The sequence below is a fragment of the Pseudomonas sp. H1_D04 genome (assembly GCF_054683855.1).
Genome location: NZ_CP162826.1, coordinates 4685488 through 4698993, shown reverse-complemented (window position 1 = coordinate 4698993; position 13506 = coordinate 4685488). Strand labels below are relative to the sequence as shown.

9 protein-coding genes and 2 pseudogenes are annotated in these 13506 nt (G+C 61.0%); 1 reads left to right on the top strand and 10 read right to left on the bottom strand.

Translation table 11 applies throughout. The annotated features are described in order from the left end of the window. Positions 1–5 precede the first annotated feature (5 nt). From AB4N82_RS21830 to AB4N82_RS21800, 7 genes and pseudogenes are all read right to left on the bottom strand, one after another. Positions 6–1384, bottom strand: a pseudogene (locus AB4N82_RS21830) (iron-containing redox enzyme family protein). A 316-nt stretch (positions 1385–1700) separates the two neighbouring features. Continuing rightward, positions 1701–3442: pseudogene (locus AB4N82_RS21825) on the bottom strand (ABC transporter substrate-binding protein). A gap of 32 nt (positions 3443–3474) precedes the next feature. Then, positions 3475–3747 (bottom strand): DUF2160 domain-containing protein, encoded by a 273-nt coding sequence (locus tag AB4N82_RS21820; RefSeq protein ID WP_014718862.1) that lies wholly within the window; start codon positions 3745–3747, stop codon positions 3475–3477. Between the two features lie 10 nt (positions 3748–3757). Then, a complete protein-coding gene (locus AB4N82_RS21815) occupies positions 3758–4558 on the bottom strand; it encodes a carbohydrate ABC transporter permease (RefSeq protein WP_003232361.1) in 801 nt (266 codons plus the stop codon). Between the two features lie 10 nt (positions 4559–4568). Further along, positions 4569–5435: a carbohydrate ABC transporter permease gene (locus AB4N82_RS21810; protein WP_032889576.1), complete on the bottom strand. Its 867-nt coding sequence runs from the start codon at positions 5433–5435 to the stop codon at positions 4569–4571. Further along, a complete protein-coding gene (locus tag AB4N82_RS21805; protein WP_095184464.1) occupies positions 5432–6529 on the bottom strand; it encodes an ABC transporter ATP-binding protein in 1098 nt (365 codons plus the stop codon). Before AB4N82_RS21805 ends, AB4N82_RS21810 begins: the two co-directional genes overlap by 4 nt. Further along, positions 6529–7623, bottom strand: coding sequence for an ABC transporter ATP-binding protein (locus AB4N82_RS21800; protein ID WP_032889580.1), 1095 nt, complete (start codon positions 7621–7623; stop codon positions 6529–6531). Before AB4N82_RS21800 ends, AB4N82_RS21805 begins: the two co-directional genes overlap by 1 nt. 236 nt (positions 7624–7859) lie before the next feature. On the opposite strand from AB4N82_RS21800, the gene AB4N82_RS21795 reads away from it, so the two are divergent. Beyond that, positions 7860–9671, top strand: coding sequence for a sigma-54-dependent Fis family transcriptional regulator (locus AB4N82_RS21795; protein WP_099601322.1), 1812 nt, complete (start codon positions 7860–7862; stop codon positions 9669–9671). On the opposite strand, the gene AB4N82_RS21790 is transcribed toward AB4N82_RS21795, so the two are convergent. The 3 genes from AB4N82_RS21790 to AB4N82_RS21780 all read right to left on the bottom strand — a co-directional run bounded on the left by AB4N82_RS21790 (position 9668) and on the right by AB4N82_RS21780 (position 13373). Next, the gene (locus AB4N82_RS21790; RefSeq protein ID WP_095184462.1) at positions 9668–10600 is read right to left on the bottom strand and encodes a FecR family protein; all 933 of its coding nucleotides are present in this window, start codon (positions 10598–10600) and stop codon (positions 9668–9670) included. The two genes, AB4N82_RS21795 and AB4N82_RS21790, sit on opposite strands and share 4 nt — an antisense overlap. Continuing rightward, positions 10597–11139, bottom strand: coding sequence for a sigma-70 family RNA polymerase sigma factor (locus AB4N82_RS21785; RefSeq protein WP_122765458.1), 543 nt, complete (start codon positions 11137–11139; stop codon positions 10597–10599). Before AB4N82_RS21785 ends, AB4N82_RS21790 begins: the two co-directional genes overlap by 4 nt. 116 nt (positions 11140–11255) lie before the next feature. After that, positions 11256–13373: a TonB-dependent receptor family protein gene (locus AB4N82_RS21780; RefSeq protein WP_122765459.1), complete on the bottom strand. Its 2118-nt coding sequence runs from the start codon at positions 13371–13373 to the stop codon at positions 11256–11258. Positions 13374–13506: the final 133 nt, after the last annotated feature.

Genomic DNA, 13506 nt, shown 5'->3' with positions numbered 1-13506 from the left:
ATTCCTTAGCGCAGACGTGCGCGCAGTTGGATAAATCGGCGAGTCGCATACAACCCGGCAGGCGTGCAGTGGCGGCGTGCCGAGAGCCAGGGCAACAGTGCGGTGAGCTGCTGCTCATCGGGCAAATTCCACAACGAATCCACCAGCGCCTGAATATCCGGGTCGGCCGGGCGATGGTGCTCGCGGGAAGTCCGGCTGCCGCGCCCGGCCGCACGGGCGCGATGCGCTCGCCGCTGATCCAGTCGCCGGCGATCCAGTCATGCAGCACCTGTTTCTCATAGCCGCTGAACACACCGAACATCGCAGCGCCAGCGCCCTCGATCAATTGCCAGAAGCGGCTGTCGGCCGGGTCCTGGTGGCGCTTGATCCAGCCCTTGTCTTCCATCGCCTTGAGAAACGCGCCGGCCTGGCCCGGCTGGGCCAGCCACTGGTTGACAGTCTTGCCCTCGAAGCGGCAGTAGTCCGAATGCATGTGCTGGCCGAAGGTGCGCTTGCGTTCGAGCATGGCGACCACCTCGTCGTGCAGATCAAACGCGTCGATCACCGCCAGCGTGCCAGGGCCAAGATCGTTGAGGCGATAACCCTCGGCAACGCGCCGGTAGAACTCCGCACGGCCCTCCCCCAGCGGCAGCAGGCTGAGCACCGACTGCGCCGCCTTGCACGCGTGGCCACTGCTGGCGTTGTCGATGGTGACGTGGAGGGTGAAGTAATACGGGTCAATCCCCAGCTCGCTCAATTCGTAGGCGGTGATCAGCAGGTGCAGCGGTAGCTGCTCATAGCCGAGGTTGTAGCCGATGATTTCCGGCAAAAACGCTTCGGCACACAGTCCCAGCGCCAGCTGCAGAGCACCCTGCTGGTAGTGGGCGTCGTCGAGGCCGGCGTCGCTGTCGGTGTCGTGGTCGCTGAGCAATTTGCGGTAGATCAGCACATGGTTCTGCGCCGCTTCGCCGTCGCCCAATTCTTCCAGGTAGGTGGTGAGCAGGCCGTCGAACCGCGGGTCCTGCCAATAGCGCAGCAAACCGTTGAGCCAGGCGCCGTCGACCTGTTTGGTCGGCGCCACGCGTTGCAGGAAATACAACGCCTGAGCTTTGTTCTGGAAGTAGCGCCTTGGATGGCCTTGCTGGCGTTGTTCCAAGTACCCGGCGTAGGCCTGGGCGACATCGGCACACCGCTGCTCGATCCAGGCCGACAATTCTTCAGGCAATGGCGGCAGCTCGGACGACGCCTCGCGCACCTGGCTCAATTGCCCTTGCAGAAACGCCCGCGCAGCCTCTTCAGCGCCCGGGGCTTCGCGATAGAGCTGCTGGTAAACCCCGCGATACTGACCGTGAACCGGGTGGGTGATAGAGGCCGGTTGGCCCGACAGCGCTGTAAGTAGCGTCATGATGGCAGTTTCCGCAAAGTCCGATACAACCAGGCCTCCCGACAAGGAGGCCCCGCAAGAAGCGCTGAAAACCACACGCTTCTAAAATGCAGAACCTGCGGGTATGCGGAAAATTCAATCGGGGTTGGCAAGGTACGGATCAGCGGCGATGGTCAGTTGTTCTGACCGCCGTGGAGTTCGGTTCGAATGGCGCCGAGAGGCACTGATAGATGTGGCGAGGGAGCCGCCCCCGTTGGGCCGCGAAGCGCCCCAAAAATGAGGCGGCTGCGCAGTCACCGGGAGCAAGCTCCCTCGTCACAGAAATCCAGCAGACCTGTTATTTACGCGCCGCCTCCCACGACTTGAGCAGGTCGCCGTAGCTCACGGTCTCGCCTTTTGGCTTCTCGTTCGCCAGTTTCGGTTTCGGTGCGCCCGGTTGGTCGAACCAGTATTGCGCGTCACGTTCGGGGTTCATTTTCGGGCCGCACACCGGTTGCACTTTGGAGCGTTCCAGGCGCGTCATGATCGCGTCCTGCTCCTTGGCCAGGTTGTCCAGCGCCTGTTGCGGGGTTTTCTCGCCGCTGGCGGCCGAGGCGATGTTGCTCCACCACAGTTGCGCCAGACGTGGGTAGTCCGGCACGTTGGTGCCGGTCGGTGACCACTCGGTGCGCGCCGGGCTGCGGTAGAACTCCACCAGACCGCCGAGTTTGGGGGCCATGTCGGTCATGGCCTGGGAGTTGATGTCGGACTCACGAATCGGCGTCAAACCCACGATGGTTTTTTTCAGCGAGACGGTTTTGGAGGTCACGAACTGCGCGTAGAGCCAGGCCGCGAGTTTTGCTTCTCAGGCGTGGATTTGAGGAAGGTCCAGGAGCCTACGTCCTGATAGCCCTTCTTCATGCCCTTTTCCCAGTAAGGTCCCACAGGCGACGGCGCCATGCGCCATTTCGGCGTGCCGTCGGCATTCACCACCGGCAAGCCCGGTTTGACCATGTCGGCGGTGAACGCGGTGTACCAGAAGATCTGCTGGGCGATGTTGCCTTGGGACGGCACCGGCCCCGACTCGGAGAAGGTCATGCCCGCCGCTTCCGGTGGCGCATAGGCTTTCATCCAGTCCACATATTTCTGCGTAGCAAACACAGCGGCCGGGCCGTTGGTGTCGCCGCCGCGGGTCACGCTGGAGCCCACCGGATGGCAGTCCTCCACGCGAATGCCCCACTCGTCCACCGGCAAGCCGTTGGGCAGGCCTTTGTCGCCGCCGCCGGCCATGGAGAACCAGGCATCGGTGAAGCGCCAGCCCAGGGACGGGTCTTTCTTGCCGTAGTCCATGTGCCCGTAGATGCGCTTGCCGTCGATTTCCTTCACGTCTTCGCTGAAGAATTTGGCGATGTCTTCATAGGCCGACCAGTTCACCGGCACGCCGAGGTCGTAGCCGTATTTCTCCTTGAACTTGGCTTTGAGCTCCGGGCGCTCGAACCAGTCGGCGCGGAACCAATAAAGGTTGGCGAATTGCTGGTCGGGCAGCTGGTAGATCTTGCCGTCCGGCGCGGTGGTGAAGGACAGGCCGATAAAGTCTTTGAGGTCGAGGGTCGGCGAGGTGAAGTCCTTGCCTTCGTTGGCCATCAGGTCGGTGATGGATTCGGTCTTGCCATAGCGAAAGTGCGTACCGATCAAGTCGGAATCGTTGACCCAGCCGTCATAGATGTTCTTGTCCGACTGCATCTGGGTTTGCAGCTTCTCGACCACGTCGCCTTCCTGAAGCAGGTCGTGGGTCAGCTTGATCCCGGTGATTTCACTGAAGGCCTTGGCCAGCACCTTGGATTCATACTCGTGGGTGGTGAGGGTTTCCGACACCACGTTGATCTTCATCCCACGGAACGGTTCCGAGGCCTTGATAAACCACTTGAGCTCCTCAAGCTGCTGCTCAGCCGTGAGCGTGGACGGTTTGAACTCGCTGCCGATCCATTTTTTCGCGGCATCTTCGTACGCATCGGCCCAAGCCGTGGCGCTCAAACCGCTGAGGGCCAGTACGGCAGCCAATGAAATGCTATGTCGCAGCTTATTGTTCTTATTCAACATAGAGACCTCCAGGTTGTTTATTTATAAGGGCATCAACCCCAACGCATCACACTCAACAGCCATACCAGGGAGAGCGCGGACGCCACCCAGATGCTCCAGTCGGTAACGCCGATAACCAGCAAATGCAGGTAGGCGCTGCCGAGAAGACCGATAAACAAGCGATCACCACGGGTGGTGCTGATCGGTAACAAACCGCGCCGGGGGATGCTCGGCGAACGCAGTTCCCAAGTGGTCATGCCCGCCAGAATCAGGGCGATGCCGCCAAAGAACAGTGCAGTGGGGGTGGTCCAGGCCATCCATTCCATCATCGACTCCTCAGACCCGGCCCAGGGCAAAGCCCTTGGCCACGTGGTTGCGAACAAACCAGATCACCAGCATGCCCGGCAGGATGGTCAACACCCCCGCCGCTGCCAGCACGCCCCAATCGATACCCGAGGCCGACACCGTGCGCGTCATCACCGCTGCGATGGGCTTGGCGTTGACCGACGTCAGGGTGCGCGCCAGGAGCAGCTCGACCCAGGAAAACATGAAGCAGAAAAACGCGGTCACACCGATGCCGGAGCCGATCAACGGGATAAAAATCTTCACGAAGAACTTCGGAAACGAGTAGCCGTCGATGTAGGCGGTTTCGTCGATTTCCTTGGGCACGCCGGACATGAAGCCTTCGAGGATCCACACCGCCAACGGCACGTTAAACAGGCAGTGAGCCAGGGCTACAGCGATGTGCGTGTCGAACAAACCGATGGACGAATACAGCTGGAAGAACGGCAGCAAGAACACCGCCGGCGGCGCCATGCGGTTGGTCAGCAGCCAGAAGAACAGGTGCTTATCCCCCAGGAAACGATAGCGCGAGAACGCATACGCCGCCGGCAGCGCCACGCTCAGGGAAATCACCGTGTTCAGGCTTACGTAGTACAGCGAATTGAGGTAGCCGGTGTACCAACTGGGGTCGGTGAAGATCACCTTGTAGTTCGCCAGGGTGAAATCCTGGGGAAACAACGTGAGCCCGCCGAGGATTTCGGTGTTGCTCTTGAAGGACATGTTCAACAGCCAGTAGATCGGCACCAGCAGGAACAGGATGTAGATCAGCAGCGGAATAAGCTTGCGTTTGCTCATGTCAGCGGCCTCAGCGGTTGGCGTCAGAGTGGGTCATGGCGGTGTAGAACAGCCAGGACACCAACAAGATGATCAGGAAATACACCAGGGAAAACGCCGCCGCCGGGCCTAGGTCGAATTGACCTACGGCCATCTGGGTCAACGTCTGACTCAGGAAAGTGGTGGCGTTACCCGGTCCACCGCCGGTCAGGACGAAGGGCTCGGTGTAGATCATGAAGCTGTCCATAAACCGCAGCATTACCGCGATCAGCAGCACGCTTTTCATCTTGGGCAGTTGGATATGTCGGAAGACTGCCCAGGCCGATGCACGATCAATCCGCGCGGCCTGGTAGTACACGTCCGGAATCGCCCGCAACCCCGAATAGCACAGCAGGGCGACCAGTGAAGTCCAGTGCCATACGTCCATCACCAGCACGGTCACCCAGGCATCCGCCGTATTGGCCGCGTAGTTGTAGCTGATGCCCATGGCGTTGAGGCTGTAACCCAGCAGGCCAATGTCAGCACGGCCGAAGATCTGCCAGATGGTGCCCACCACGTTCCACGGGATCAGCAGTGGGATCGCCAACACGATCAGTACCAGGGACGACCAACGGCCCTTGGTCGGCATGGTCAGGGCGATGGCGATGCCCAGGGGTATTTCGATCAACAGCACGCAGGCCGAATAGATGAACTGGCGCAGCAGGGAGTCGTGCAGCCGCGGGTCGAGCAATACCTGCTTGTACCAATCGGCGCCGACGAAATAGCGGCTGGATTGGTCGAAAATGTCCTGCACCGAATAGTTGACCACGGTCATCATCGGGATCACCGCGCTGAACGCCACCAGCAGGAAAACCGGCAGCACCAACCACCAGGCCTTGTTGTTCTGCACCTTGTTCATGGCAGCACCTCCAGCAGGTAATCATCGGCGTAGAGCATCAGCCATTGCGCGGGAAAGCTGATGGAGGCCGTGCCTTCGGGCACCGGTTTGTCTTCGGCCAAACGCACTTTCAAGGTGGCGCCATCAAGCTTGAGCGTCATGATCTTGTAGGTGCCGAGGTCTTCCAAATGTGTGACTTCGGCCTGCATGGCGTCGGGGTTGTACTCGTCCCACACGTGGATAAATTCCGGGCGGATACCCACCTGCAATTTCTTGTAGTCCGTGCTGGCGATGCGTTGTTGCAACGCCTCGGGCAATGGCAAGTGGGTGCCGGCAAACCGCACCCCGCCCGCCTCGGCCTGCACTTCGATCAGATTCATCCCAGGGCTGCCGATGAAATAGCCGACAAACGTGTGGCTAGGCCGCTCGAACAATTGCCGTGGCGTGCCGAATTGCACGATCTGCCCGCCATACATCACCGCGATCTTGTCGGCAAAGGTGGAAGCCTCCAACTGGTCATGGGTGACATAGACCATGGTGATGTTGAACTGCTCATGGATCTGCTTGAGCTTGCGTCGCAGTTTCCATTTGAGGTGCGGGTCGATCACTGTCAGCGGCTCATCGAACAGGATGGCCGACACGTCGTCACGCACCAGGCCACGGCCCATGGAGACTTTCTGCTTTTCGTCAGCGGTGAGGTTGCGCGCTTTCTTGCTCAGCAGGTTTTGCAGGTCAAGGACTTCGGCGATTTCCTGCACCTTGCTGTGAATTTTCGCCTCAGCCATGCCCTGGTTTCGTAGCGGGAATGCCAGGTTATCGAACACGGTCATGGTGTCGTACACCACGGGGAACTGGAACACCTGGGCGATGTTGCGCTTCTCGGGCGTGAGGTCGTTGACCACTTTCGTGTCAAACAACACTTGGCCTTCGGACGGGCTGAGCAGGCCGGAAATGATATTGAGCAGGGTCGACTTGCCGCAGCCCGACGGGCCGAGCAAAGCGTAGGCGCCACCCTGTTCCCAGACGTGGTTCATTTCCCGAATCGCGTAGTCTTCGGGTCCGGTCGGCGCGGGGTTATAGCTGTGCGCCAGGTTCTGCAAATGGATCTCGGCCATCAGGCAACCCTCGCGACACGGCGCCCGGGGGCCTGGACCAAACGGCCCTGGCCATCGAACACAAACAGTTTATGGGTGGGGATATACACGCGGATCGGCGCGTCGACGTCGTACTCATGTACCCCCGGCAGGTGCAGCACCAACAGGAAGTGTTCGCTGCGCACATGCAGGAAGGTTTCCGAGCCGCTGATCTCGGCGACTTCTACGGTTACCGCCAGCTCCAGATCGTCGTCGTTGCTCGGCACCAGGCTGATATGGCTGGGGCGCACGCCAAAGCGGAATTCGCCCTCGCCGATGGGGCGCAGGTCGACGTTCAGCGGGAAGTGCACAAAATTGGCGAAGCTCACCTCGTTGCCAGCAATACGCCCAGGCATCAGGTTGATCGGTGGCTCGGAAAACAGCTCGGCGGCGAGCACCGTCTGTGGCTGGTGGTAGACCTCCGCAGCCTTGCCGCTCTGGATCACCCGGCCTTCGTGCAGGATGGTGGTGGTGCCACCCAGGGCCAGGGCTTCGTTGGGTTCGGTGGTGGCGTAAATCGCTATGGTGTGGCGGGCCTGGAACAGCTCGCGCATTTCCTGGCGCAGCTCTTCGCGTAGTTTGTAGTCCAGGTTCACCAGCGGCTCGTCGAACAGGATCAGTTCGGCATCCTTGACCAGCGCGCGGGCCATGGCCGTGCGTTGCTGCTGGCCACCGGACAGCTCCAGCGGGTGGCGCTGGAGGAACTTCTCGATGCGCAGCATCCTGGCGGTTTCCAGCACCTTGCTCTGGATCACCTCGTTGGACACACCGGCCTGGCGCAACGGCGAGGCGATATTTTCGAACACGGTCATGGTCGGGTAGTTGATGAACTGCTGATACACCATCGACACGTTGCGCAGGCGCACCGGCTTGTGGGTGACGTCGACGCCGTTCATCAGGATGCGACCGCTGTCGGGTTTGTCCAGGCCGGCCATCAAGCGCATCAGGCTGGTCTTGCCGGACAGGGTGCGACCGAGCAGCACGTTAAAGGAACCGGGTTCGAAACGCAGGGTGGCATCGTCGATCCAGGTTTGGCCTTCGACGACGCGGGAGACATGTTCCAGGGTCAATGACATGACACGACCTTTTTATTATTGGAATGAATCTGGCCAGTCGTCAGAGCGAGTTTCGTGCCAAAAACGGCAGGTGCTTGATCCACAAGGAAATGGAGTGAATGGGATGTTCGGGAGTGAACAATCGGGCTGAACAACTGAACACTCGGGGGGTTGACAATGAACAGTTCTGAACAACACTAATGGGGCCCCCGCGCCTGCGGGGCCCCATAAAAACAATAAAAACAGAAGGTCGCCCGATGGCCGAACCCTTGGCGCACGACACCATCATCCAAGACTCCTGGCGCCGTTGCCGCGCCTTCGGCCTGGACCACCAAAGCACGCCCAGCTTCGATCAATTGCCGGCCGAGGGCATCAGCCAACTGCTGGAAAGCCAGCATTCCCTGGTGCAGACCACGCACCAGGAAGTCCTGCCCTATTACGAAAACATCCTGAGCAATTCCAACTGCCTGATCATGCTGGCGGACAACCAGGGCCAGGTGTTGACCTCGTGGGGCACCCAACGCTTTATCGAGCCCAAGCTGGCCCGTGGATTCAGCGCCGGTGCCAGTTGGCAGGAGCGCTCCAGCGGTACGAATGCCATCGGCACCGCGCTGGCCTGTGCCCAGGCGGTGCATATCGAACACGACGAACATTTCCTCAAGGCCAACCGTTTCATGACCGGCTCGGCGGCGCCAATCTTCGATGCTCAGCGCGAGATCATCGCGGTGTTGGATGTGTCCAGCGACAGTTATCTGCCGCCCTCCCACACTCTGGGCATGGTCAAGATGATGAGCCAGACCGTTGAGAACCGGCTGATCCTCAATCTATTTCGTGGTGAGCATTTCCAACTGACCTTCAACACCGGCCTGAGCAACCTGGACAGCCAATGGGCGGGCCTGCTGATCTTTGATGAAAGTGGCCAGGTGCTGTCGGCCAACCGCCGCGCCGATAACCTGCTGGGCATCAGCCTGTCGCGGGTGATGATCGACAGCTTGTTCAAAGTGTCGCTGCTGGAGTTACTCAACCAACCGGAGGGCTTGCCGTTTTCGTTGCAAGCGGCGGGACGCAATCGGTTTCAGTGCTTATTGAAACGCCCCAAGCAGATGCCAGTGCAGGCGCGCGTCTTCACTGAGCCTGTGGTTTCGAAACAGGCGACGATTGGTCTCAACACCCTGCATTTTGGGGATGCTCGCGTAGAAAAAGCAGTGCGCCAGGCCGAGCGTTTGCTGGAAAAAGATATCCCGCTGCTGATCCACGGCGAAACCGGCGTGGGCAAAGAAGTGTTCGTCAAAGCCCTGCACCAGGCCAGCTCCCGCAGCCAGAAGGCGTTTATCGCGGTGAACTGTGCGGCGATTCCCGCTGAGCTGGTGGAATCGGAACTGTTCGGCTACGAAAAAGGCGCGTTCACCGGCGCCAATCAAAAAGGCAGCATTGGCCTGATCCGCAAGGCCGACAAGGGCACGCTGTTTCTCGATGAGATCGGTGATATGCCACTGCCGACCCAGGCGCGCCTGCTGCGCGTGTTGCAGGAGCGTTGCGTGCAACCGGTGGGCAGCAGCGAGTTGTTCCCGGTGGATTTGCGCATCATATCGGCGACCAACCGCGCACTGCGCGAGCTGGTGCAAGCTGGGCGCTTTCGCGAGGATTTGTACTACCGCATCGGCGGCCTGACCCTGGAGTTGCCACCCTTGCGTGAGCGTACCGACAAGCAGGCGCTGTTCCAGCAACTGTGGCAACAACACCGCGAGCCCACTCAATGGGCCGGTTTGAGCGCTGAGGTGTTGGCGTTATTCGAGCAGCACCCATGGCCGGGGAATTTGCGCCAGGTCAGCAGCGTTTTGCAGGTGGCGCTGGCGATGGCCGAGGAGCAACCGATACGGGCGGAGCATCTGCCGGATGATTTTTTTGTGGATTTGAACGTGGCGCCGCCGCTGCCGACCAGTGAGTACCTGGACGACAGCATTGATCTGACCCAACGTTTGAAGGCGGCCGGCGGGAATATTTCCCACTTGGCGCGGGAACTGGGGGTGAGCCGCAATACCTTGTACAAACGCCTGCGCCAGCACTAGCGGGGCTTGATCACCACCAGCAAGTCGGTGAAGTACTCCACCTGGATCGGCAGGTTATCCGCCAAGGTCGACAGGGCCGCCGCCGTATCGTCCAGCTTGAACACGCCAGACACGCGCAGGTCGCGCAGCGCTTGTGGGTCGAAACGCACCATGCCGGGACGGTAGCTGGCCAGGGTTTGCAGTACTTCGCTCAGCGGCTGGTCGTTGACTTTGAGCAGGCCGCGAGTCCAGGCGTCCGGGTCGGCATTGCCGATCGCCTGCGCAGGCGTGGCGCGGCCATGGTCGAGAACGGAGCGCTGGCCGGCGGTGACCTTGACGCCCTCCTCGACCTCACCTTTAACCGCCACGGTGGACTCGATCACAGTGACCACTGTTGTGCCGTCCGGCGCACGCTTGACCAGGTAACGCGTACCCAGTGCGGTCGCCGTGCCTTGGTCGGTTCGTACCACGAACGGCCTTTGCGCATCTTTGGCCACGTCTACCCAGAGTTCGCCTTGCAGCAGCTCGATCACCCGCTGGTGGCCGTCGAACTTCACGTCCACCGCCGAGTTGCTGTTGAGCTGCAACTGGCTGCCGTCTTCGAGCGCGATCTGACGGCGCTCGCCGACGCCGGTGCGCTGGTCGGCCATCCACACCGGCAGGTGCTCCAGGCTCAGCCAACCGCAGAACACGACGCCGAGCACTCCCAGCACCTGTGCGCTGCGCGCCCGTTGCGGGGCAAATGCGCGGTTAAGGGCGAGGCGAGCCGGTTGCGCCGGCACGCTGTCGAGGCTGCCCCATAAGGCGCGCATGCGGTCGATGGCCACGGCGTGGCGCGGGTCGGCCTCGCACCAGGTAGTGAAGGCCTGACGGTCAGCGTCGGTGACATCCTCATCGTGCAGGCGCGTCAGCCAATTCGCTGCTTGCTGGATGATCTGTTCGGAGTTCATGTCAGTGGATCCGCCGCGTGCAGGCTGTGATAGCAGTGCACCAGGGCGCTGGAAATGTAGTTTTTGACGGTGCTGGGGGACACCGCCAGGCGTGCGGCGATTTCGCTGTAGGTCAACCCATCGAGGCGACTCAACAGGAACGCCTCGCGGGCCTTGGTCGGTAAACCGGCGAGCATTTCGGCGATGCGTTCCAAGGCTTGTAGCGCAACATGGATCGCCGCCGGGTCGGGCATGCCGGCGTCTTCGCACTGGATGACCAGCGCTTCCATATAGGCTTTTTCGATACGCCGACGACGGGCGCCGTCGATCAGCAGGCGCCCTGCCGTGGTGGCCAGGAAGGCCCGGGGTTCCTTGATAGCTTGCGGCTCGGCCAGCATCAGGACACGGATGAATGCGTCGTGTGCCAAGTCGGCAGCGTGCTGGGAGCAACCGAGTTTCCTGCGCAGCCAGCCATGCAACCAACCATGGTGCTCGCGGTACATCGCCGTAAAGGCCTGCTGACGCGCTGAGTCTCCCAGCGCGGCCGGAATGTCATGCATGCGCAAAAAATTCTCAAATGGGAAGTGTTACCAATTGCGCAAACAATGCCAGTAAAACAGCGTTGGGGCAAGCGGGCTCACATTCTCTGAAAGCCCATTCCCACAGGTGTGTCCGCTTAGCGCCAGCTCCACGACACGCCGGTGTAGATGCCACGACCATCCGCGGGTGTAGACCGAGCAACATCCAGGCCTTTGTCGTCATAGCCCGGCGTGACCGTGTTGGCGTAACGGCGGTTAGTGAGGTTGCGCAGGTCAACCCAAGCTTGCCAATCCTGCTTTGGCGCGTCGTAGCCGAACGTTGCGCCGACGATCGTATAGGCCGCGGCGTAGTAGGAGTTGGCGTAGTCCACCGCCACCTTTGATGAATGCTCGGTGTTGAGGCTGGTGTAGAAACCGGTCGGGTGGCTGTAGCGCAGTTGCGCCTGATAGTAGTGCTTGGGGATGCCCGGCAAGGTGTTGCCACCGAAGCGGTCGTCGTCACGGTAATGGAAGTCGCTGAAGGTGTAGGCCTGGCGCAGGTCAAGCTTGCCGCTGCGGCCGCCATCCCACAGCGGGCTGAGCAGGCCCAGTTCCACACCTTGATGCACGGTGGGGCTGGCGTTGGATTCGGCAACGATGGCATTGCTGGTTGAAGTCTGGGCTTGAGTTTCTACAGTGAGTAGTTCGTGGCGCACTTCGGAGCGGTAAAGCGCCAGGTCCCACTGGCCGAGCCACGCTTCACCGCGACCGCCGACTTCCAGGGTGGTAGCGGTCTGGTTTTTCAGGCTGACGCCTTCACGCGCCAATCCGGTGGCCGGTCCGCTGCCCGCAGGGAAATACTTGTTGGAACCCCAGATCATCGACCACGCGTGCGGCGGCTCGACCGAGCGGCTGAGGTTGCCGTACACCTGCAATTGCGGGTTGAAGTCGTAACGCAGCCCGATGCGAGGCGCGTAGTCCCAATCGTGCTGGCTGAGCGGCGCCTGGCCTTCGGGATAGCTGACCTGGGTTTCGCGACGGGTGTAGATGGCGGCCAGGCCGGTGGTCAGCCACAGGTCCGGTATCAGTTCCAGGTCGTTGCCGATATGCAACACGGTGTCGGAACCGAGGTAGCTGTAGTCGCGGGTCTTGGTGCCGGGGGCGTAGCTGGCCGTGTTTCCAGCGGGAATGCGCACATACTCGGCACCGCCGTTATTGGGCATCGCCTGGGTGGTGCGCAGGCCTAGGGTGGTTTTGCTGTCGTGACCGAACACCGTGTCCTGGCGGATGTAATTGAGGGTGCTGCTGACGTCGGTGTAGGCGACTTTCAGACGGATAGTGCCCTCGCGCAGGTCCATCGGGTAATCGTGATACGCCAGGCCAACTTCAAGGCGGGAGTTGTCGTCCAGTTGCAGGGTGGTCTTGTTGGCGATCCAGGTTGAGCCGGGTTGCAGGCGCTTGGAGTCGCGAGCGGCGTTGAGGCTGTTGGCGGCACGCGGGTCGTGACTGATCTGGTCGCGGGTGAGTTTGCCGGGTGTGTCGTTGGTGGTTTCGCGGTAACGGAAATAAAAGCGGGTTTCCAGATTCGGGTTAAAGCGATAGCCGAAGTTGGCAGCCACGCCCTTGCCTGTGGCCGCGCTTTGGCGCTGGTAGCCGTCGGATTCCGAGTCAGTCAGGCTGATGTAGTAGTCCGCATCCCCCAGCACCTGCCCCGAACTGATCTCGCGCTGGGCGTAGCCACGACTGCCCGCCTCATAGCGCACCTGCAGCTTGGGTGCGTCGTAGCCGGTTCGGGTCACATAGTTGACCGCGCCACCGAGCGCCAGGGCGCCCTGATCAAAACCGTTGGCGCCGCGTAGCACCTCGACCCGGCTTTGCCATAACGGATCCTTGAGCTCATAAGGTGTGCCGCCGGGGCCGGTCAGCGGCAGCCCATCGAACATCTCGTAGAGCCCCGACGCATGGGAGCCAGGGCTGCGGTTGAGGCCCGAACCGCGAATGGACAGCTTCACCCCTTCGTTATTCGCCGCCTTGGCGTACACCCCCGGCTGGTACTTGAACACATCTTCGTTGGTGCTCACCCGCCCCTGCTGCACGCTGCTCATGTCGATGTAATTGGTGGCGCCGGGCACGCTCTTGAGCTGTGCCTGAGCGACTTCTCCAGCCGTGGCTTCAGCGGTGGTGACTTCGACCGGTGCCAGCTGCAAGTCTTCGGCATGCACCAGCGAGCTTAAGGTCAGGGCGGCAAACAGGAATGGAGGTTGGCGCAGCAGCATGGGTGAGTCCTTGAAATGCGGGGGCGTGACGGCTGGGCCGTCACGCGAACAGTGATGGGAAGCCAACGATGATCACCAAGTCACGCCTTTTTAATGGACCAGACCCTTCCCACAACACCTTCGGACCCGCTTT